12 protein-coding genes are annotated in these 24583 nt (G+C 39.2%); 4 read left to right on the top strand and 8 right to left on the bottom strand.

Annotated features, from left to right (window positions below; all coding sequences use genetic code 11):
- The first annotated feature begins 4 nt into the window (after positions 1–4).
- Positions 5–1474, top strand: coding sequence for an SLBB domain-containing protein (locus RMX98_RS19755; RefSeq protein WP_322678649.1), 1470 nt, complete (start codon positions 5–7; stop codon positions 1472–1474).
- A 902-nt stretch (positions 1475–2376) separates the two neighbouring features.
- Positions 2377–3828: a right-handed parallel beta-helix repeat-containing protein gene (locus tag RMX98_RS19750; RefSeq protein ID WP_322678650.1), complete on the top strand. Its 1452-nt coding sequence runs from the start codon at positions 2377–2379 to the stop codon at positions 3826–3828.
- Positions 3829–4000: 172 nt separating this feature from the next.
- Here RMX98_RS19750 and RMX98_RS19745 read toward each other — a convergent pair whose 3' ends face one another.
- From RMX98_RS19745 to RMX98_RS19715, 7 genes are all read right to left on the bottom strand, one after another.
- Positions 4001–6250 carry a polysaccharide biosynthesis tyrosine autokinase gene (locus tag RMX98_RS19745; protein ID WP_322678651.1) on the bottom strand — a complete coding sequence of 750 codons (2250 nt, stop codon included), beginning with the start codon at positions 6248–6250 and terminating at the stop codon, positions 4001–4003.
- A 156-nt stretch (positions 6251–6406) separates the two neighbouring features.
- The gene (locus tag RMX98_RS19740) at positions 6407–7624 is read right to left on the bottom strand and encodes an O-antigen ligase family protein (RefSeq protein WP_322678652.1); all 1218 of its coding nucleotides are present in this window, start codon (positions 7622–7624) and stop codon (positions 6407–6409) included.
- 14 nt (positions 7625–7638) lie between these two features.
- Positions 7639–8742, bottom strand: coding sequence for a glycosyltransferase family 4 protein (locus RMX98_RS19735; protein ID WP_322678653.1), 1104 nt, complete (start codon positions 8740–8742; stop codon positions 7639–7641).
- A gap of 62 nt (positions 8743–8804) precedes the next feature.
- Positions 8805–10250, bottom strand: coding sequence for an oligosaccharide flippase family protein (locus RMX98_RS19730; RefSeq protein ID WP_322678654.1), 1446 nt, complete (start codon positions 10248–10250; stop codon positions 8805–8807).
- Between the two features lie 48 nt (positions 10251–10298).
- Positions 10299–11240, bottom strand: a complete 942-nt coding sequence (locus tag RMX98_RS19725) for a class I SAM-dependent methyltransferase (RefSeq protein WP_322678655.1) — start codon at positions 11238–11240, stop codon at positions 10299–10301.
- A 280-nt stretch (positions 11241–11520) separates the two neighbouring features.
- Positions 11521–12963 carry a sugar transferase gene (locus RMX98_RS19720; protein ID WP_322678656.1) on the bottom strand — a complete coding sequence of 481 codons (1443 nt, stop codon included), beginning with the start codon at positions 12961–12963 and terminating at the stop codon, positions 11521–11523.
- Between the two features lie 875 nt (positions 12964–13838).
- Positions 13839–14578, bottom strand: a protein-coding gene (locus RMX98_RS19715; protein WP_409881374.1) for an IS1 family transposase whose coding sequence is annotated in 2 segments (ribosomal slippage) — positions 13839–14242 and positions 14242–14578 — 741 coding nt in all. Because the reading frame shifts where the segments join, the coding sequence is not laid out codon by codon here.
- A gap of 958 nt (positions 14579–15536) precedes the next feature.
- Between RMX98_RS19715 and RMX98_RS19710 the strand changes: the two genes are divergently transcribed.
- Complete coding sequence (locus tag RMX98_RS19710; protein ID WP_322678658.1) at positions 15537–21476, top strand: non-ribosomal peptide synthetase; 5940 nt, start codon at positions 15537–15539, stop codon at positions 21474–21476.
- A 412-nt stretch (positions 21477–21888) separates the two neighbouring features.
- Positions 21889–23070 (top strand): aldo/keto reductase, encoded by a 1182-nt coding sequence (locus tag RMX98_RS19705; RefSeq protein WP_322678659.1) that lies wholly within the window; start codon positions 21889–21891, stop codon positions 23068–23070.
- A 51-nt stretch (positions 23071–23121) separates the two neighbouring features.
- Here the strand turns inward: RMX98_RS19705 and RMX98_RS19700 are convergent, their stop codons facing one another.
- Positions 23122–24450 carry a hemolysin family protein gene (locus RMX98_RS19700; RefSeq protein WP_322678660.1) on the bottom strand — a complete coding sequence of 443 codons (1329 nt, stop codon included), beginning with the start codon at positions 24448–24450 and terminating at the stop codon, positions 23122–23124.
- Positions 24451–24583: the final 133 nt, after the last annotated feature.

Raw genomic sequence — 24583 nt, 5'->3', positions numbered from 1 at the left:
AAATATGCTTAACAAAAGTTTGTCTAAATTTCTAACTCAGCCAGTCGTGGGTGTGGCTTTGTTAACTGCTGTCAATGCCGCTATGTCATCTGCCAGTCTAGCTCAGGGACAACCATTACCACCAACTACACAATCACCAGCCATACAAACACAAATAGATACTAATTATTTATTAGGAGGTGGCGATCGCATTCGTGTGAATGTATTTGAAGTACCTGAATATACAGGAGAATACCAAGTTCCTCCAGGTGGAGCAATCAACTTACCTTTAATTGGTAGCGTGCCAGTCTCTGGTCTAACAACTGAACAGGCTGCTGACGAAATTGCTAGAAGATATGCTCGCTTCCTGAAACGTCCCTTGATCTCAGTCAATTTGTTATCGTCTCGTCCCATCAATATTTTCGTTGCCGGAGAGGTGACACGTCCCGGAGCTTACACTCTCAGCTTGAGCGGAGGCGCGGGAGACAATCCAGGCGTACAATACCCCACTGTATTAGCTGCATTAACAACAGCGCAGGGTGTGACTTTAGCTGCGGATGTGACTCAAGTTCAATTACGGCGTAAAATAGGACGTTCTTCGGAGCAAGCCGTCACCATCAATTTGAAGGAACTCATTCAAACAGGCAGATTATCACAGGATATTACCTTGCGGGATGGAGACACCATAGTTGTGCCAACAGCAACCAACTTCAACGTTGCAGAGTCTCGCAATATATTTGCATCTAACTTTGCCGCCAGCCAAACTACACCCCGGACGGTAACAATTATTGGTGAAGTTAACCGTCCCGGTTCGTATCTTGTCACCCCAGCTAATACAGATGGACAGGGTGGCGCAACTGCTAATAGTGGTACTACCACTCCCAATGGTCTACCAAATGTGACGCGGGTAATTCAACTAGCTGGCGGAATTACAGCACAAGCTGATGTTCGTAGTCTCAAGCTACGCCGACCTACAAGAACTGGCTCAGAACAAACTATAGATATTAATCTTTGGCAATTATTGCAGAGTGGTGACGCCAATCAAGACATCATTGTGCAAGATGGAGATACGATTGTTATTCCGACGGCAACTGAAATTAACCCCGCAGAAGCTACTCAATTAGCTACCACTACTTTGTCACCTACACGCATTCAAGTTGGTGTCGTAGGCGAAGTTAAAAAACCAGGGTTAACAGACATTCAGCCAAATAGCTCTCTAAATCAAGCTATACTCGCTGCTGGCGGATTTAATGATGCCAGAGCTAGTAGTAGTGCTGTTGATTTGATTCGCCTCAACCCTAATGGTTCCGTCACTAAACGTATAGTAAAAGTGGATTTTTCTGCTGGGATTAATGAGCAAACTAATCCCATACTTCGCAATAATGACGTTGTAGTAGTCAACCGATCTGGTGCAGCAAAGACTGGCGATACCATAAACACTGTAACTGGACCTCTAGGTGTTATCTTTAGTCTTTTGAACTTGTTCGGACTCTAGTTTAAGATGGGGATGCAAATTGGGGGCGTTGGTTAACTCTCTTTGTCCCTAAAATTGCACTATCTTTGAATCAAAACTTAATAGTCAAGGTTAATGTAGCAATCCTAAGTCATTCGTGAGAGATAAAAAAGCTGAAAAGCTTACTAAATAAGTATTTTTGTCTCCATATTTTCTCACGATTTAATTTAGATTGCTATAGAAAATACATAATGAGAGTATTAAATTCACTCTTGTACTCTTTTTCAGAGCAAGAATAAATCAAGTCTAAGGCGTACTCTTACAGAGAAGTAACCTATGCATAGCGTCTTGCAAAGAAGGCATCGCTTCCTCCAAAATTGTGTTTTCTACTCTTTATTTTTATGCTAAATAAGTAATATTACTCATTGACACATATTGTTCATTCTAAAACCCTATCTAAAAATTCTTGATGTGCATTGATAGGCTTTTGTAAACTTGTTGTAGTTACTTAGATTGATCGTGATAATGAGAATATCTAAAAGACCATAAGCTCTAAAAGCTAGTCTTTAAGGTATTTTTATGTATTTACTGATTATTATTATCATAAGAATTATTTAAGTAAATTAACCAATTGATGACAGATATACTATTTTAACCACAGATACCGCGTATACACAGTAGAATGATGTGCAATTGGAAATGACGCTATTTGTACGGTTGTTTAGTGTCCATTAATGGAGTGACTCTCAGTACTGAGAATTTTTGTTCAGTACTTTTACTATATAGTTACCATTTTTTGAAACACAAGCTAAAAAGGCAGTTCAGCCATATTTACGCGAAAATCCGCAGGTGTAAACCTACAAAACCGTGTATAAACTTACAAATAGCAGTTACACCACCGTATCCAATACTGAGTTACTGACTAAGGCTAGAGTTACTGACCGTTGACGATTGGTTTTTGCAACATACCCTATTTTTTCCCTATGATGATTCATGGTTTAGGCTTTCTCAGTTTGAGCGCATCTCTTGTACTTCCTTGGGCATTAACAGGTCTGGTTCAAGGACAGAGAATAACAGAGTCTTTTGTTAAAGATGTTCGTCAGTCATCCACTGTTCCCACTGTTCAGCAAATGCCACTACCTAACCGCAAACTGATCAGTGCTGCTTCAACTGCGACAACATACTATGTAAGTGGTACCGGAGACGACAAGAAAAGCGGACTCTCTACCTCATCCGCTTTTCGGACACTCCAAAGGGCAGCAAATCTGACTCTCCCTGGGGACACGGTACTTGTTATGAATGGAGTTTACAAAAATATACCCGGCGGAGCGGGGGCTGTACTGAGTATTAAACGTTCTGGAAATGCAAATGCATGGATTAAGTACAAAGCATATCCTGGGCATTTCCCAAAAATTCAGCATAATACCTGGAATGGTATCGTGTTGTCAAATGGAGTTTCATATATCGAAATCAACGGGCTGGAAGTTATAGGAAACAATGCCAATATCACTCTTGCTTATGCGTTAAGCCAGAAGTATAACAGATCAAATCCCCTTACAAGCGGAAACTGCATAACCATTGATGGAAGTAGTAGTCGTGTTCATCACATAAATATTCTGAACAGTAAAGTGCATGACTGTGGAGGAGCAGGTATCGGAGTAATGGCGGCTGATTATCTGAAGCTGGATAATAATACTGTGTATAATAATGCCTGGTATACTGTTTATGGGACTAGTGGCATTTCGATACTCAACAGTTGGAATTTTGATGGAAACCAGGGTTACAAGATATTCCTGACTAACAACAAACTCTACAACAATCGTATGTACGTTCCCTGGATTGATGCCGGTAGGATATCAGATGGTAATGGGATGATTGTCGATTCCTCAAGAAATGGCCCTAGCTCAAAATTAAAATTAAGTCCATATAAAGGACGGACTTTAATTGCCAACAATATCAGCTACAAGAATGGTGGTTCAGGTCTTCATGTCTTTAATAGCGATCATGTCGATATTATCAACAACACGGTATATGCGAACACCCAAAGCCCAGAGCTTAAAAAAAGCCAATCATTGGCTAGTTTCTCATCTGATATCAAGATTATCAATAATATTATCCAGGCTGATCCTGGGCAAAGTGTGAACAGGAACTACGCGAATACCAACATGACCTATGACCACAATCTATACAACAAGAGTGCAGTGGTTGGTGTGATCGGACCTCATGATCTTTTTGGAGACGCACAGTTTGTCAATCCCTCAATTGGTGACTTTAGACTAAAGTCAACCAGCCCAGCAATCGACCGGGGTTACAAGTGGACGGATTTGAAAACTGATTATGCAGGCAATCGCCGTCCTGCTGGTTCTGGATATGATATTGGGGCATATGAACAGTAACTATGTAACGGTAAAATCATGTTCTGCTATCTGCCTATAATGCTGTCAGACTGAAGTCTACAGTTACACCAACTAAGCCTGACTTTGCAGGCTTAGTTTTTTGTTAATTAAACATAAATAGACAGACATGAGACACCAGTTATAGTCTTCAGTTGTGAAACATAATCCTGATCTATAATACAGAGCTTTTGCGTGCAATACGTTTTTGTAGATTTACTCCTTTTGTCAAATCTTGATGAGTAAAGTATTCCTTAGCATGGTTGAAATAAGTACTAGATTCATTTTTATCAATGATTCCATTCACTACTAAACCTAAAACGTTGTAATTGGATCTCTCTAACATCTCTTGAGCAGCATTAGCACTGTTGGAATCAAGTATCCCAGGTCGAGCTACTAACAAAATACCATCACTCATTTGGCTTAATGTTAAAGCATCGGCTGCTAAAAGCAGTGGAGGACCATCAATAATGACAAAGTCATAGTTATATTTAGATGAGAAACTCTCAATTAGTGATGCCATCCGTTTTGAGTCAAGTAAAGCAAGTGGGTTGGGAGGTCTAACTCCAGCTGCTAAAACATCAAGATTATCCATTACCTTGGATACAGCAGTGTGAAATTCAGCCTGACCGACAAGAACCTCGCTCAAACCAACTTCATTGGTTAATTGCCAGAGATGATGCTGAGAAGGAACTCGCATATCTGCATCAATTAGTAAAACTTGGCGTCCTAGTTGAGCCATCGCCGCGGCCAAATTAGCTGAAACTGTAGACTTACCTTCTTTAGGAACTGCGCTAGTTATCACGATAGTTTTCAGCACTTTATCTGAACTCAGGAATTTCAGATTGGCTTGAATCATCCGGTACATTTCGCTCGTTAAAGAGTGAGGAGTATCTCTGACGGCAATTTTTTGAGATATTAATTCTGCATTTGAATAACGGGAACGAAGCTTTTTAACAGACAAAGGAACAATTCCCAGCAACGTATATCCAAATATATCTCTAACTTCTTTAAGTGTTTTTAGAGATCTATCTCTCATCCCTAGAAAGAGGACTGTTGTGGTGGCAAAAAATAAACCGAACATCACTCCTAGCACCAAAACGATTATTTTTTTGCCTGCTACTGGATCTTTGGGCACTAAAGCCTGAGCAATAATTCGGGAACTAGCTGTATTTGTATTTTCAACTAACTGTAACTCTTGAACCTTTTTCAATAGAGTTTGATAGGTAGATTCTGCGACTTCAACTTTCCGTTCTAATTCCCGTTGATTTTGCGCTAGTTGGGGTATGAGTTTCACTCGCTGTTCGTATTTAGAACGAGAGTTATATAGAGAGGAAAGCCTTTGAGTTAAGCCAAAGCGTTGTATCTCTGACTGTAGAAAATTTTGTATGAGGCTTTGTCTGAGTTCTCCAATCTGCAATAAACTCTGGGGAACTTGTGTTTGATTACCAATAGTCTGACCAATTTGCTGTTGCAGGAGAGATTTTAAACTAGCTTTTTTCGCTTCTAGGTTAATAATTATGGGGTTGTCATCTAGGAAACGGCTGCGCTCAATCGCTAACTGCCGATCAGTTTCTTGAAGTTGTGTCAGAACTCCCTGTACTGCTGGTGACTGACTGAGGGCACTCACAGCGATCGCTTCTTGGGAATTTAGCTCTACTTTCTGGCGCAGCTCATTGGTTTGGGCGTTTACCTCGTCCAGTTGAGCCTTAACAGTATTCATCTCATTATCTAGATTTCCAATAGTCGCAACAGCTGATCTTGTCTCCTCTGATAAATCTGCAATCTGATGTTTTTGTTTAAATATACGTAGCGCTACTTCTGCATTATTAACAGAGGCTTGAGTTGTAGGAAGCTGCTGGGCCATAAATTGCCGAGTTGCTCCTGCCTCAGAGCGATTTGTCAAAATATCATTTTCTAAATAAAACCTCATAATTGTGTTAACTACTGCTGCTGCCTCTTCGGGATCATGGCTGCTATAACTAATTCGTAGTACATCTGTGCCACCAATAATTTTGAGGTTCAGAGCTTTTTGTAGCGCTTTTACTTCTAAAGGTTTACCTTCGTTATCTTTGAGTTTTAGTTTATCTATTGTCCGCTGCAATAAAGTAGGGGAAGAAATAACTTCTATCTGACTGCTTATGGGATTTTGAGTTGCTACCAAGGGTTTCAAATCTCCTGAATCTCCTCCTTCAGAGGAACCAGGCGAAAGATTATTTCCTGCTACTTTAAAAGAGGGAACTCTAAATAATAGTTTTCCTTCTGCTTCATAGGATGGCTTCATAAATCTTGTAGCTATAGCACTCAGGATAACTGTAGCCATAAAGATACTGACAGCAGGTAGCCACCACCGTTTCAATATCAATAAGTAACGACTCAGGTTCAAATCAATAGATTCTCTTGATTCCATAGATTTTTCTAACATAAATCTTCCAAAGTACAGGTCTTGAGCAAGAAACTAAAAATTGACTGAGAGCTATGCACAAAATAGTGCAATTGGCAAGACTGAATATGATTTTATAATATCACAATACCATTGACTATCTAAGTTACAAATTTAGTTCCCATTTAGGCTTAATTATTATCTTATTCTCACTGATAGACATGCCGCTACATAGAGCATCCAAGTCAAACTATTGGATTCCACCAAGTTAGATTCAGTAAGGCTAGATAAGGCTATATATGTCATGTGTACAATTGGCCAAACATCGAATGCTGTTTTACTACCACGCACCCAAACTAATCCTTGCAGATAATTGCGCCAAAATATTAAAAAGAATAGTCCTAACCCTAAAAGGCCCAAATCCAAGCAAAGAGCCAGATAACCATTGTGAGGGTGGTTTGGCATCCATCCAGCTATACGCCAAATATAAGCAGATTCACCATTCCATCCTTGCCAAAATCCGCCATAACCATAACCAAGCCAAGGATGTTTCCAAATCATATCTATTACTAACGGCCACAAGTCTGTTCGACCTGTTAGTGTCGCATCTTTACCAATTGAACTAAACAGGGCAGCACCGTTATTAGATAACCAAAAATATAAACTTTGAGTGATGGTTGCGATCATTATTAGGGTTGGTACCATCACCTGGTATGGCCAACGCCAAATTTGAAAAGCAAAAAATGCTAATATTATAATTAATAAATTCAGTAGAGATGAAGTGGAAGAAGATAGAACTAAGAGTAGTATCGACAAGCTAAAGCCGCCCCAGAAAATCCAACTACGTTTTTGAGTTTGATAACCAAGGATAAAAAAAACTATACCACTAATTACCATCCTTGCTCCCAGACCGTTTTTGTGTGTAAATACTCCACGCCACTTTGGGCCACCCAAGTCGTTCTGTATTCCGTATTTAGGCAAGGCTATAGCAAAAATGCAACTGAATACTATAATAATTCCAAAGTTCCAAGCAAGTAAATTTAATTGCTGTTTTAAACTATATCGCGAAGCAAAATACAGCCCAAACAAGCTGGAATTAATGAGGGCAAAACTATTTTTTAATGTTGTTGATGGTTCAAAAGACCAAGTAATAGAAACAAAGGTCAATATAATAAAAGAATAAAGTAAAGGGTCTTTACTAAGGAAATAAAGGCTTTTCTTCCAACGCAAAATTAATAGTACGAAGGTGACTGCGTAGATGAAGGAAAAAATAATCCGAATCAAAGAACTATCAAATTCTACCACATCATTCTGTCCTGCTCCTCCTGAGAGAATTAGAACAAAAATTGCACCTGAATACATCAATAAGCTGAAAATTGTAAATGCATATTCAGCAAAAATTAGTATTTTTTTCATAAATTCACTAATAACTAATATTTATTTTGCATATTCATTTTTTTATAATAAATTTGAGCGGTTTTAGCAGCAATATTTGACCAGTTTAAATCTTCTTGACAACGAGCTAATGCCGCAATTTGCATACGCTGTTGCAAATTGTGATCGCTGAGTAGATAAATAATGGCATCAGCTAGAGCTCGGACATCACCAGGTGGAACTAACAACCCATCTTTTTTATGCTGAACTATCTCACTCAATCCCCCTACCTCAGAAGCTACAACCAGGGTTCCCATTCCATAAGATAAAGCAGCCACACCACTTTGAGATGCTTCGATGTATGGCAGAACTGTTATTGTGCTGCGTCGAAATAGATTACCTACTTCTTCAAGGGGGATAAAGTCATTGATAATTTCATAGCGTTTCTCATCATAGCCATTAGGAAAATATTGTTTGATGTTTTCTCCTCGTCCTGCAATAATCAGCTTGACTTCAGGTACACGTTCAGCAATTAAAGGCATAGCTTCAAGCAAATATTTCAACCCTTTATAGGGCCAGATACGTCCAAAAAATAGCAATGTATTTGGCTCACGAGGCTGACTATTCTGATCACTCCGGCGCTGATACAAACTACCAAGTTCCCCATGCGGTAAAACATTAACTCGCTCTTGAGGTACAGAGAATTGTTCAACTAGAATCTTTTTTAGTTGATGTGTATGGACAATCAATTGTTGGGAACGGTAAAAGGCAAGACGCCTGGTATATTCTGAACCGAATACAGCCATGCTATCTCCTGGGTGACGGAATACATCGTGAATAGTTGTCACCAGTGGTGGCATCTTGTTGACTAACAAAGTCCAATCGTACCAGGGATCGTTAGTTTCTTGCACATGTAAAATATCTGGCTGTATGCCTTTGATAATACGCATCATAGCGTTCATAGATAACAGGTTTCGCGGATCGCGAATCCGTGGTTTTTTAAAGCTAATGACACGAATACTGGAATCAAGAGCATCCCTGCATACATCCGAGACTTTTTCTGGATGAATTAGAGTTAAATCAACATATTTAACTAAACTGTTTGCTAATTCGATGGTGTAGTCTTCAAAACCAAAATGTAGTAAAGCAACCTTGATCATAAAATTAACTTTTTATACAATATTTCTTTATTAACTCTGCTTTTACCACTTTATATATTTATCTATATTTTTTCTGAATTCATACTGAATAATTTTCCCCACACAGCTCGAACTCCTCCAAACTTATTGATTATCAAACAACTAGCAAGCAAACTATAAATGCAAGTTGAAATAAGCAAAATAAATATAAACTCTAGCCTAAATCTTTGTAGTATTAACAATACCAATCCCATACAAGCGCTAATTAACATGGGACGACGCATTATTCGCAATAAACGCAATGGAAACAGCTTACTGTACACCGCATATATGAGTAATGTAAAACCAGTAATAGACATTGATAATTGCATAAACGCTGCACCCATTAGTTTGTATTGTGAAATGAACACAACACCTGATATTAGTCCTACAGCATTAGTAACAATAACCTGCCCTAAGTTAAATTTTTCAAACCCATTAGCCAAAAGCAGATAGACAAGTGTGCGCGAAAATGGATACGTAATTAGCGTTAATGAACTTACCTTCAAAACTAAATTTACCTGGTTAAAATTAGGATCTTTATAAATCAATGTTATTAAATCATTTCCTACAAAAAGTATCACAACTAAAAGTGGCAATGATAGACACAAAAGCATTTCAATTACATTTTCAGTAATTTGTCGCAATTGTTGCCGGCCTAAAGATACTGCCTTTGTCATAACAGGAAAGGCAGCCATACATATACTATCGCAAGCGATAGTCATAGGTAGCATCAATTGTCCAATCACGCCATAAAGACCAACCATCAACTCACTTCCCAAAAGTGAGATAATTAAAATGCCCATTCTACTACTAATTATACCTACTGCATCAATAAGCATAAATGTCCGAGCAGATTTCAATAATTGCAATATAAAATCTTGTTTAATTTGCCATTTTGGCTTAACTACTCTCGTAAGCAAAATCCATTCAATTACAAAAACTATAGTTTCAGAAATTGCTAAAACTCCAGCTAAATGATTTACTCCATAATTCAGATGCAAAAACCAGAGCATCACTACTAAACGTAGGACATAGACTGGCACTGTAGATATGGAAATCATATTCATTCTTTCTTGAGCCTGAAAAACTGCCTCCGTGATATTAGAAAGCGAAAACGGAATTATTGTTAATCCCATGATGTAGCAAGTGGTTGAGGTGTCTGAATTATAGGGCAGTACAAACACTACAATGATCTGTGCAACATAAGCAATAATGCTTAAAACTATTTGCAAGAAAGTACCATTCACCAGGTAAATAGGCATTTCTTGTGGGTTGCGAGACAGTTCTCGTGTCAACAAGGTTTTTAGACCCTGCGAACCAATTGCCATAAAGATATAGTAGTAGCTAAATGCTAGTAGATATCGCCCTAATTCATAGGCTCCTAGAGTACGAGCGATAGATGCCACTAACACAAAGCTTGTAATGCTTTGTACTAACCGATTGATCAACAATGAGAAAGAATTTGTTAGTAGTTTTCGTTGTCCCATTGTTTCTAAAAAATTAAATTTATCTAAAATGAATTTGATTACAATATTCTATTTTTGGGCAACTAAGAAAATATTGTCTGCAAACAAATAAACTTTCCTAAGCAATCTACTAAAAAAACGGCGTAGGTTTTTACTGGGAATTACGAAAAGAATATTTTCTACAATGAACATTATATTCAAGTACAAAATACCTATGAATATTATTGTTTCTTCTTTTTTAATGCCTAATATAGATAACAATTTTCTCAATTTAGCTGGAACAGCGCAATAAATACCTTTGTATCCAGCAATCTTCAAAGAATTGTGTAATTCTTTATATGTGTACTCTTTTAGATGCATACCTTGAGGATTATCATAGCCAAAAACAAATGATACATCGTGAGGACCTGTATGACAATGAGGTGTTGTAAAAATGTATTTTCCTTGATTAACGAGAATTTTATAAGCACTTTTAAAGTGTGTAGTTAAATCATCTGGATGAAAGTGCTCGATAACTTGATTAGATACGACTACATCATAAAATTCAGGCTGTTCAAAATTGTCTAAGTGCACACCGTCAGAGTTCCCCCAAGACAAGTTAAGTGACGTATCAGTTACATGTTTTGAACCACGCTCCCTTGTAATTTCTGTAGCTTTGCATTCAAACCCACATTTGGCTAAATATGCTATCATTTCTCCTTTACCAGAACCAATCTCATAAATTTTCTTGGGTGGAGAACCTATGATTTCTAGCCAAGTTTCATATCTCTCTATAGTTGGTGCGCTGTCTCTTACAAAAGAGTTTTGCCATTCTAATTTACTATAAAGAGTAGTGTAGGCTTGCTCAAATATTTCCCATCGATTCTCTGAGTTCGATTCTAAAAGCTTTTGTGTCAATTTTCTTTCTAAATCCCAGTGTTCAAGTATCATTTGTTCGGTGATTTCTGCTTCAGCAGGGATGCGGTAGTTGCGTTTATAGCGAGTTATTAACTCAAATCCTCTGGGTTCCATAAATAACTCCTTTGGTTTAATGGGTTGATGTTGAAGTGAAATAAATCAAGGCTCTATATTTGAACTTTACGACTTTTAAATTTAGAACAAAAGATGTTGCTTTAGACCTTGGTAAATCTATGTTCTATGTATGAATATAAATATAGCTTTCGCTATTTTACAGTTCAATATCTAATAATTAATTGGGTTCCTCTAGATCAAGGTGATGGAAGAGCTTGGTTTTATTGATCTCAAAAACATCATTTTCTGAGCTAAATACTTCCTTTGTTTCACATTAACCTTAGTAAGCCCCGTCTTTTTTCAAGACTACCATAACTGTTTTCAAGAGAATTTCAAAGTCTAATCGAAGCGACCAATTCTCGATATAGCTAAGATCCAGATGAATAACTTGTTCAAAATCTAAAATATCCGAGCGACCTGAGACTTGCCAAAGACCTGTAATACCAGGTAATACCTCATGTCGAATAAAATGATGCTCAGAGAACTTATCAACATCTCTAGTAGGTAAAGGGCGAGGTCCTACTATACTCATTTCTCCAAGGATAACATTAAAAAGTTGGGGTAATTCGTCTAAGCTGTAACGACGGAGAAACTTCCCAACACGGGTAATACGAGGATCATCTTTAATTTTAAAGATAATTCCATCTTTTGTTTCATTTAAAGCCTCTAATTCTTTCTGTAATTTTTCCGCATCAGACCTCATAGTTCTAAACTTCCAGACTTTAAACTGTTGTCCATGTAAACCTATACGAGTTTGCTTGTAAAATACTGTGCCGGAAGAGTCCAGTTTTATAGCTATAGCTATAGCTATATAAATAGGGAATGATAACATTACAAATAGAGTCGCGAAACAAAAATCACAACTACGCTTTATCCAAAAGTCCTTACCTGTAAGTATTGGACAATCCAAACTCAAACAAGGCATTCCTCCTATTTTATTAAACTCTACATTTCTATAAATTGGTTTTAATTCCATCGGTAAAATATGTACTTGGATGCCAGATGCTTGAAACAACCAGCATAAAAACATTCTATTTTTTAGAGCATCCCAAGATATAAAAACTTCAGTTACACCTAATTCATTAAGGTGATTCAACGTTTGCTGACGCTTATATCTGTCTAGTGAACTAGCATTTGCCGTTCCAGATACAATGTAATGTTTTTCTTTTCTTATAAAGCTAGAAATCTGCTCATGATCTTGAGGATCACAAATGATAAATACAGAAGAACGAACTATTTTTTTCTGTTTTCGTAGATATTCAAGAATAATATTTACAGTATATCTACCACTACAAATAAATATTATACTTAACAACCAAGACAGTAATATTAATCTTGGTTGTGTAATATCAATAACTGGTTTATACAAACAACAAACAAGGAGGATTAATCCATGAGCAAAAGTTAGCGATTTGATAATATTCAAATAGTCGTAGCGTTTTTGACCTTCTCGATAAATACCTTCAAGACCTAGTGATCCTATTTGAATGCCAATAATTATTAAAATTGGTAAATAGTGACTCTGTACATACCAAGTTAAATTATCATAAGAAAATTGATATCCAGCTAAAACCCAAGCTAAGGATAACAGAGTGTAATCTACTAAAAACAATGTTGTTAATCTTAACCACCACGAACCCTTACGTACTCTGACAGATGCAGATGCACGTAAGTCTAAAGGCACTTCACTCAATTTATTTGTTGCAATGCTTTGATTACTCATAGTTAGTAATAATTGATGTAGTTAAATTTTGATGGAAACCTATACAAGTGAGGTATCTCACATTTTTCTTTCGAAGAAACCTGTCCTTTATACTCTACTATTAACCATTTTCTTCAGAGTAACTTTAAATTTTTGATGAAAAGCATATTTAAAATTTACTTTTCATTGTAATTGCTATCATAATGCTTAACTTCTTATTCAGGTTAACACCAAGTTTAATCCGAAAATTTTGAGCTTTGATGCCGAATAAATGATCTTTTGGTGAATTAACTTATAGTTTTATAAAAATACTGACATTAACAATAAACCAGGTCAGGCAAACAATATGGTATTAAGATTTTTAAGGTGATTAATAAATAATTGGACTGTATTACTAAAATCATATTGCAAAGCTAGGCTTTTATGAGAGATATGTGATACCTGCTTGCAATTTACTCTAGCATGTTTACTTACACTAATTCAGTTTTGCTCAAAAGCTTCTTTGTTTCTTTACGCATAATTACTGATTAACAAAACTTACACACAATTTATAACGAAATGCATCAAAAGTTTGATTTTTGTTACAAAACTTTACATAACTGCATGTGGTGATTTAACTACGGTCAGGTTGATGGGCATCCCTAAAAGAATTAGTGGCAGATTGCAGATTAATGAAAATAAGTTCAAGTAACATCAGTAATGTCTGGTATCTGTAAGCCTTGTTATATCTGCATTGTAGATATTTTTACCTTCCGAAAGAGAGCCAATTTTTTTGAGCTGATTTTTTTATGTCTAGATTAAATTTTAGAGTGCTTTAACCTTGTCGATTAAAACTGAGAGCTAAAGTACGGTGGGATCACCATAAAAAAATCGGCGTTGCTGAATCAAAATATGAATCATGCGTAGGCGTAGCCCGTCGTAGACATCGCTTCAAGCTTGCGGGCGCTACGCGCCCGCAGCGCCACAGAGCCATACTTAAGATAATGTATTACTAACCGAATTGAGTATTTCAGCATTTCTTCGGTTTTAGAGTAACAAAAAGTTTGACGATGTAACCCTTGCAGATAATGTCTTAAACGGCTATTTTCACCTTCTACTCTTGTCATATATGTCTTACTAACGATGTGGTCTTCATTGCTAATAAAGCAAGGATATACAGGATAACCATCTGTTACATAGAAGTAAGATTGCCAACACTTGCTCGCTATCCACAAATGTTTAAAAGTTTCTGAACTTCTATCTCCCAAAACCCAAGCTATAATTCCCGCAACGCTATGATTTACTACTGTCCACAACCAAATTTTGTTTTTTTTGAGCCAAGAAAAGTTTCAAGTTCATCAACTTCGGTAACTTCTGGTATTTCACTTCTATAAGGCGTATCTGGTAGAGTACTACCCACTTGTTTCACCCAATTTATGACAGTAGTATGATGTACTTTTTTAACTCTTCCTATGGCGCGCAAACCAGATCCATTAACGTACATTTCTAAGCACTCAATTTTAATATCCTCTGTGTACCCCTTCTGATCATAAGATTCGATGAACTGGCGTCTACAGTCTACACATATGTAATTTTGTTTACCACGCTGTCGTCCATTCTTGCGAATATGATCTGATGAACATCTTGGACATTTCATAGCGATCTCTCTCATTCATATTTCTATTCTGCAACGCCAAAAAATCAATATTGGATCTGTGGCAAGCCTTTATTTATGGCTAAAGAGCTTGAATGAGTGTTTGTTGCGAGAGAAAAAGATTTTATTGGCTTTATGTATGCTTTATATATAGTGAGATAAAACCCACCTATGATGGTTTTGCTGAGTCCGCATAAAGCTCTCCTAAGAAACCGCATTTGCTTGAGGTTGGAGAATAAGCTTGAAACCCAATCGTTGTGCCCTTTTTTGGATATTCTTGATTATTCGCTTATGATAGCGCGGCTGATAATAATTGCTAGCAGCAGGATTTAGGCAAATTGGTCTAAGTTTAGATGCCTGTGGCGGGTTGCGCCAACGCTGAAAGCCGTCGCTCGAACTTCTCCGTGTCTCCTATCTGATTATAATGACAAATTTTTACACTAACCTACTTAATTATTTTGGCAAATCATAAATGATGGCTTTACACTATTTTTACATATAAAGAAACACAATGAAGATTCGGTAATAATGATTTTTTCCCTCAGCAAATTTTTATAAAAAAGGATAGAGTCTTTTCATCATCATTATTGTATGTATTTGTTCTATTGTGATTAAGCAAGCAAAAATAGTTTTTAAACAAAAGGGAAACAGCAAATCAATCATTGCTTTTATTTTAAGTATTTCGCTAATAATTTAGATGAAATTTAGTAGTTATATAAAATTATTATGCTGATTATAAATTGATTAACTAGAGATTCCAAGATTAGTTATCTTTCCCTTGAAGATGCATATAACCATCTATTATATTGCATATTGCCAGTTATCAAAAGCTATGTTATTCGAAGCTTAGAACCTGAAATCGTTAATATATACCCTCAGGTAGAATTTGGATAATCACATATTACAATAAATAATAAATTAACAAAGATTTAGATTTCCTGATAGAGTTGATGTATAGAAAATGCAGATAAATAGTCAAACTTCAGAATATAACCAAAATATTCCTTTAGATACCTTAACTCACGTTATCAGCACTCAAGTTTTACAGGAACTGAATGATATACAATTAGTTTATCATCAGGATCTGTGCATCCATCAAATGTTTGAGATGCAAGTAGAGCGATCGCCCCAAGCCATTGCAGTAGTATATGAAAATACACAACTTACTTATCAGCAGTTAAATCAGCGCGCGAATCAACTAGCGCACCACCTACGTGCTTTAGGCGTTGGGCCGGAAGTACTTGTAGGTATATGCTTGGAGCGCTCCTTAGAGATGATTATAGGACTACTGGGCATTCTCAAAGCTGGAGGCGCTTATGTACCTTTAGATCCAGCATATCCCTCAGATCGTTTAACTTTCATTTTGGAAGACACTCAGACACCAGTATTGTTAACCCAAGAAAAATTGGTCAAGAACTTACCACCGCATCAGGCACAAGTGGTTTGTCTGGACTCAAATTGGCAAGGGAATATTCAAAACAGTCAAGAAAATCCTCTAAATGAAACTACGGCTGATAACCTTATCTACGTCATCTACACATCTGGCTCTACAGGAAAGCCCAAGGGTGTAATGATCCCTCACCGTGGTATCTGCAATCAACTCCATTGGAAACAAACAACTTTTGGATTAACTCACGCAGACAAAGTTTTACTAACTATTTCTTTTAGCTTCGATCCCTCAGTATGGCAGATATTCTGGCCATTATGCTTTGGGGGGCAATTATTTATGGCTCGCCCTGGTGGACATCAAGACACTGCCTACCTTGTGAAGGTAATTACTGAGCAGCAAATCACCGTCCTGGCTTTAGTACCTTCCATACTGCGTGTCTTATTGGAAGAAAAGGGAATTGAGAATTGCCAATTCCTCAGACACATTATCTGCGGTGGTGAAGCTTTACCTGGTGAACTTATAGAACGCTTCTTTGCCCAACTGAATTTGGATAATGTTCTACATAATTGTTATGGCCCGACAGAAGCTTCCATTGATACCACTTTCTGGACTTGCCAGCGCGGCGCTAATTATGCCATCGCTCCCATTGGTCGCCCCATTACCAATGCAGAGATTCACATCCTCGATGAAAATTTGCAACCAGTACCTGTTGGTGAATCAGGTGAACTACACATTGGTGGTATTGGTTTAGCGCGAGGCTATCTTAACCATCCAGAATTGACCACAGAGAAGTTCATTTTCGACCCTTTTAGCTCTGAACCTGGGGCACGCCTTTACAAAACTGGGGACTTGGGACGTTATTTGAGCGATGGTAATATCGAGTTCCTTGGCCGGATTGACCACCAAGTGAAAATACGCGGCTTCCGAATTGAATTAGGAGAAATTGAGGCCGTACTAGCTCAACATCCGGCACTGAAACAGACTTTAGTCATAGCCAGAGAGGATGTTCCTGGGGATAAGCGACTCGTTGCATATATTGTTGTTGCCAGTTCAGAGCAAATTCCTAGTCAGGTTGAATTGCGTCGCTTTTTGGAAAATCGGTTGCCCGAATACACGGTGCCTGGTTTCTTTGTATTTTTGGATACTTTACCATTAAATCCCAATGGTAAAATAGATCGCCGTGCCTTACCTGCACCAGATACATCTGATATTAGGCTGTCAAGTAACTTTGTTCCACCTCAGAATTCGACAGAAGAAGTCTTAGCTGGCATTTGGGCAAAAGTTTTGCGTCTGGAACAAGTTGGCATCCACGACAATTTTTTTGAATTGGGAGGTCATTCACTGCTGGCGACTCAAGTGATGTCTAGGGTTCGTCAGGCTTTTCAAATAGAAATACCATTGCAACTATTATTTGAGAATCCCACGATCGCTACCTTAGCTCAAGCGATTGCTCAAAACCAAACTCCAGAAAATGATCCCCAAAATCAGACTATTCCCCAAATAGCGAACCGGGAATCAGCCCCTTTATCCTTTGCCCAGCAGCGAGTCTGGTTTTTGGAGCAGTTGGAACCCAATAACCCAGCATATATCGTCTCCAATGCACAACGCTTAAGGGGCAAGTTAAACGTGGGTGTATTGCAACAGTCATTAGATGCGATCGTTGTCCATCATGAGGCATTAAGAACCAACTTTATTACATCATCTGATGGTAGCCCCATACAAGTAATTGGCACACCCCGACCAGTAGAACTGAAAATCATCAAGATAACAGAAGAGCAAGTAAAATTTCTCTTAAATCAAGAGGTGCAACGCCCCTTCAACTTAGAATCTGACTTGATGTTGCGAGCTACTTTGCTCCAGGTAGACGAACAGGAGCATATACTCTTGTTAATGATGCACCATATCGCCTCAGATGGTTGGTCAATCGGTATTCTCTGGCAGCAGTTAATAGCGCTTTATGAAGCATTTTTGAGCAGTAAGCCTTCCCCCTTAACAAAATTACCCATTCAGTATGCAGATTTTGCTGTGTGGCAACACCAATGGTTATCAGGTGAGGTACTTTCCAGGCAAATTAACTATTGGAAAACCCAGTTAGCAGGTGCTAATACTGTACTGGAATTGCCTACCGAACGACCACGGCCACCAGTGCAAACTTACCAAGGAGCAGCCCAATCTCTGATGCTACCGCAGACTTTGAGTGCATCACTCACAGAACTCTCGCATCAAGAGGGTGTCACTCTATTCATGACATTACTGGCAGCCTTTGGGACAATACTGCACCGCTATACTGGGCAAGAAGATATTCTCATCGGTTCTCCCATTGCTGGGCGTAACCGTTCTGAAATTGAAGGGTTGATCGGATTTTTTATTAATACCGTTGTTTTACGGACTGATTTTGCGGATAACCCCAGTTTTTGTTCAGTGCTAAATCGAATTCGCCAGATGGCGTTAGATGCTTATGCTCATCAAGATATGCCCTTCGAGAAACTGGTAGAAGAACTGCAACCAGAGCGGGATACTAGTCGTAACCCACTATTTCAAGTGTGGTTTAATATGCTCAACTTAAGGGACATCCAACTGGAACTACCTGGAGTGGCTATAGAACCAGTTTCGATCATAGAAACAGCTTCTAAGTTCGACTTAACCCTGTATGTTACAGAACAAAATCAAGGAATCCAACTTGATTTAGTCTACAACACCGATCTGTTTACTTCAGAGCGGATGATGGAAATGCTTAATCAATTTCATCATCTGCTGAATCAAATTGTTGCTGCTCCAGAGAAGCAGATTAGTTTATATTCTCTGGTGACACCAAAAGCACAACTTTTGCTGCCAGAACCAAGGGCAATTTTGCCAGAACCACAGTATGAATTGACGACAACAATGTTTACCTCTTGGGTAAATCGTACCCCAGAGCATTCATCACTTTGTCAAGGAATTCGCACTTGGAATTATGAGGAATTGGGCAAAATCGCTCAAACTTTAGCACAGGTTTTGTTATCTCACGGAGTAGAGCGGGGAGATGTCGTAGCCGTATATGGTACACGCAGCTTTGGGCTAATTGCCAGTGTGCTTGGCGTACTCTTGAGTGGCGGTGTGTTACTCACTCTTGATCCAAAACTTCCTAGCCAACGCCAGCGCCTGATGTTACAGGAAGCTAAAGCTAAATACATATTATATATTGATGGTCAACACCCAAAAGACGAAAAAATATCGGAGTCTTTAACTATCATCTGTGTAAACCCAGATACAGGAGAAGCCATAAATTCATACAACAAGAGCATTGAAGCAGTAAACCTGCCTGAAATCGCTCCTAATGATGCAGCTTATATTTTCTTTACTTCCGGTACTACTGGTGTGCCGAAAGGGGTGTTGGGGTGTCACAAAGGCTTGGCACATTTTCTAAACTGGCAGCGACAGACCTTTGAAATTAATCAGCAAGACCGCATTGCCCAATTAACTGGTCTTTCTTTTGATGTCGTTCTTAGAGATATTTTCTTACCTTTAACGAGTGGTGCAACTCTATGTTTGCCCGAAGAAGAGGATAACTTAGAACCGACTAGAATTCTGCATTATTTGGAAAATGAGCAAATTTCTGTACTTCATACAGTTCCTTCACTGGCGCAATTATGGTTAGCGAATGTGCCATCAGGAGTTTCTTTACGTAACTTACGCTGGTTGTTCTTGGCTGGAGAACCTCTAAAGGAAACACTTGTAGTGCGGTGGCGGGATGCTTTTCCCGAATCTGGTGAAATAGTTAATCTCTACGGGCCGACAGAGACAACTTTAGCAAAGTGTTATTACCGCGTACCTGTTGAGTGTAGCCTTGGTGTACAACCAGTTGGATTACCCCTGCCTCAAACTCAAGCACTGGTTTTCACACCAAATCAGCAACCGTGTGGTATTGGAGAACCAGGTGAAATTGTGATCCGAACTCCATTCCGCAGTTTAGGTTATATCAATGCCCAGCAAGAAAACCCTTCTCGGTTTGTCAAGAACCCTTTTCGGAACGATCGCCATGATTGGCTTTATTATACAGGCGATCGCGGATGCTATCGTTCAGATGGCTCTCTAGAAATTCTCGGACGCCTTGATCATCAAGTCAAGATCCGGGGAATACGCATTGAGCCAGGGGAAATTGAAACGGTATTAGCCCAACACCCAGATGTACTCCAGACTGTAGTCATTGCCCGTGAAGATATTCGCGGCGATCAACGTTTGGTGGCTTACATTATACCAAATCAAGACTCCGCGATCGCGATTACTGATATCCGGCGCTTCCTCTCGACAAAATTGCCACAGTATATGTTACCTTCGGCTTTTGTCTTGCTGGACACCATACCCTTAACCCCCAACGGCAAGGTAGACCGCCGTGCATTACCTGCACCAGACTTATCGAGGCAAGAGCCAGATACCTTTGTTGCTCCCCGCAATCAAGTGGAACGCCAGTTAACACAGATTTGGGAACAAATTTTAGGTGTCCAGCCCATTGGCGTCACAGATAACTTCTTTGAGCTAGGAGGACACTCCATCCTAGCGGTAAAACTATTTTGGCAAATTGAGAAGAAATTTAGTAAAAATCTGCCTCTTGCTATTCTCTTCCAGTCGGGTAGTGTAGAGGCTCTAGCCAAAATAATCTGCCAAGAAGATTTAACAACAAACTTGGCTTTAGAGCAATCAAAATCTCGCTGGTCATCCTTAGTAGAAATTCAACCCAACGGTTCCAAGCCACCTTTTTTCTGTATTCACGGACTGGGTGGAGAAATATTGTGTTTCCGAGAATTGGCGTTGTATCTAGGGACAGAACAACCATTTTACGGATTACAACCACGGGGGCTTGACGGAAAACACCCTCTGTACACTCGCATTGAAGATATGGCAGCGCACTACATTCAAGAAATCCAGACCCTTCAACCCAAGGGGCCTTATTTTCTCGGAGGTTACTCTTTTGGGGGTGCAGTTGCCTTTGAGATGGCTCGGCAACTCCAAGAGCAAGGCGAACAAGTAGGCATTCTAGTTATACTTGACAGTTGTCGTCCAGGTTATAGCTGGCAGGCGTCATTTATCAAACGAATTTTTTTGCATTTAAATAATATTATTCAACAAGGGCCTACCTACCTTTGGCAAAAGGCTGTGAGATGGAGCTATTGGCGTAAGCACCATCTCAAAAATAGATATAATCGTTACTTGGAAGACGTACTGCATTTAACTGAAACTGACAAGCATTCAAAGATTATAGATGCTAATGTTCAAGCCATCAGTGAATATATCTTTTCACCTTACCTTGGTCGAGCTATTCTTTTGCGGACAGAGGATGAAAATCGCGACGAAGCTATAGGTACACAATACGATCCTCAATTTGGCTGGGGCGATGTAATAGTTGGAGGATTAGATATCCATTACGTTCCTGGCTCTCACCTTGACATACTTCATGAACCCCATGTACAGGTGTTAGCCGAAAAATTGAGAAATTGCTTAACTCAGGCCCAGTCTCAATCTCTAAAAAAATAAATTGAAGAAGAATTCAGGAGTCAGCAATCTTGACGCGACTCGAAAATACTCGCTAACGCGGACTTGCTCTCAGCGTTCGCGTAGCGTCTTGTAGAGAAGCGATCAGCCTCTCTAAGAGTTGGCTTTATGCTACGCTATCCGCCTTTCGGTCAAAATACCCAACTGACTCCTGACTCCTGACTCCTGAATTCTGTTCGATAAAAATGCTTGCTAGTGGTAACTAGGATGAGATAATTATTCTGTGGAACTGGAATATTGGTAAGAATCCAATAACCAAAATACCTGACCGATTTAATAATCCGATGAATATTGCTAGTGTCACAGATTGAACAGAGGTAATAATTGTGGCACTGAAAGCTCGCATGACTATCGTTTTCAAATTTTAAGTTGGTAAGCAATCCACAATCCACTGATGCTATATAGAAGATTTGGACGCACAGAATTACAGATGCCAGTGTTTTCCTGCGGTGGCATGAGATATCAGTTCAAATGGGAGGATGTTCCCAATCATGAAATTCCTGCTGATAACCAGGCGAATCTAGAAGCGACTATTAGAAGGGCAGTCGAAGTTGGGATTAATCATATTGAAACTGCCCGTGGTTATGGCACTTCTGAAATGCAATTGGGGAGAATATTGCCCAAGTTTCCCCGTGAAAAGTTAATTGTTCAAACTAAAATCAGCCCAAAGGCAGATGCAAAAGAATTTCGAGAGACATTTGAACAATCATTAAAAAATCTCCAACTAGATTATGTTGACCTTTTAGGGTTGCACGGTATTAATCATCCTGAGTCGTTAAATGATAGCATCCGTCCTGGCGGCTGTTTAGAAGTAGCGCAGCAGTTGCGAGCAGAGGGAAAAGTTAGATTTATTGGCTTTTCTACACACGGCTCAACAGAGATGATTGTGCAGACAATTAGTACCAATCAATTTGATTACGTGAACCTGCACTGGTACTACATTAATCAATGGAATTGGGCGGCAATTGAAGCAGCTAAACGCCACGATATGGGGGTATTTATTATTAGTCCATCTAATAAAGGAGGTTTATTGTATGAACCCCCAGAAAAATTAGTAAATCTTTGCGCCCCGTTGAGTCCAATGGTGTTTAATGATTTGTTTTGTTTGAGCCATCGAGAAGTACATACTCTAAGTTTGGGAGCAGCAAAACCAGAAGATTTTGATGAACACCTGAAGACTTTAGAATTAATAGATCGGGCATCAGAAATTTTACCGCCAATTTTAGCAAGGTTGGAATCAGAAGCGATCGCTACTTTGGGAGAAGATTGGATAAAATCTTGGGAAACAAATCTACCAACCTTTGAGGAAACTCCTGGTGAGGTAAATATTCGGGTGATTTTGTGGCTACGGAATTTGGCGATCGCCTACGATTTAGTAGACTACGCTAAAATGCGCTACAACCTGCTTGGCAATGGTGGCCACTGGTTCCCCGGCAACAAAGCCGATCGGCTAGAAGAACTAGACTTGCGGCAATGTCTCAGACGTAATCCCTACGCCGATAAAATCCCCCAACTTCTGGAACAAGCTCATCAGTTGTTAGCGGGTGAAGCAGTCAAACGTCTATCTCGCACTTAAGGGGATTGGGAAGAGATAAAGAAAGTGACTTTTTCAATAATTCCTCTTTTGCTAGTCAGATTTTTTCGTTTCTGCTGATTTAATTAACTTTGGTACGACTAGCACCTTATCAACGCGATTACCATCCATATCCATCACTTCAATTCGCATACTTTGCCATTCAAAATGATCTGCTGCGGCAGGAATACGACCTAAATGGGTAATCACAAAACCGCCTAATGTTTGATAACTGCCGCGTTCCTCAGATTCCCACTCTTCCATCCCAAAAAGTTCCAAAAACTCCTCTACAGGCAGCATTCCATCCAAAAGCCAGGAACCGTCTTCGCGTTGCACAGCTTGTGGTTGATCTTGTCCATCGGTTGAAGGAACATCACCCACGATTTCACTCATAATGTCGTTGAGAGTTACTAATCCTTGAATCACACCGTATTCATCCACTACTAGCGCCATGTGAGTAATGGTTTGCTTGAACAATTCCAAAACTTTCAAGCCACGAGTGCTTTCGGGCACAAATACGGGCTGTCGCAATCCGATCGTCAAATCTAGTGGTTCCCCTCGAAAACTTCTGGCTAATAAATCGGTGACAGGGATAACACCTAGCACATTGTCAAGTCCCCCCTGACAAACTGGATACCGAGAATAGGCGCTATCAACCATTTTTTGGCGATTTTCTTCGGCAGAGTCGTCTAAATCTAGCCAAACAATATCAGGACGGGGTGTCATTAAGTAGCTGACAGGGCGATCGCCTAAACGAAAGACTCGCTCTACCATATCCTGTTCAGCTTCCTCAAAGGTTCCCGCTTCAGTCCCTTGCTCAATTAAGATTTTAATTTCTTCTTCGGTGACTTGCGGCTCGGTAGAAGCTGTAATTCCCAGCACTCGCAGGATCAAATCTGTAGAAGCACTTAAGAGAAAGACTACAGGAGAAGCGATCGCCGCCAAGGCTTGCATCGGAATAGCTACAATCGAGGCAATCCTTTCTGGGTTATTTAACGCCAGACGCTTCGGTACCAATTCGCCAACAATGAGTGAGAAATAGGTAATGAGCAAAACCACTATTCCAAAGGATATCGGTTCACTATAAGGTGCTAATAAGGGGACAAGTCGCACATAGATTGCCAGTCGAGCAGCAATTGTTGCTCCTCCGAAAGCACCAGTCAGGATACCGATCAAGGAAATACCCACTTGAACGGTTGACAGGAAATGATTTGGAGATTCAGCTAGTTTCAATGCTGCCTTTGCCTTGATATCTCCTTGATTGGCAAGCTGCTGTAGCCTAACTTTCCGTGCCGAGACGATCGCCATCTCAGACATAGAAAAGACGCCATTGGCAATAATTAGCACCAAAATGATTAAAATTTCAAAAGTTATGGAGGACATGTTTAAAATTGCGGTTTATCAGAGCGAACGTAGCTCAATCCCTAGTATCTAGTATTAAAGGTGCTTCGATAAATGCTTTGACTATACACAAAGTAATAGTTATAGTTCTTAAGTTTATTAGTCGCTGTGCATT

Source organism: Nostoc sp. DedQUE02 (genome assembly GCF_034531035.1).
Taxonomy (GTDB): domain Bacteria; phylum Cyanobacteriota; class Cyanobacteriia; order Cyanobacteriales; family Nostocaceae; genus Nostoc.
The sequence above is the reverse complement of the archived record's forward strand: the minus strand, read 5'-3'. Positions and strand labels throughout refer to the sequence as shown.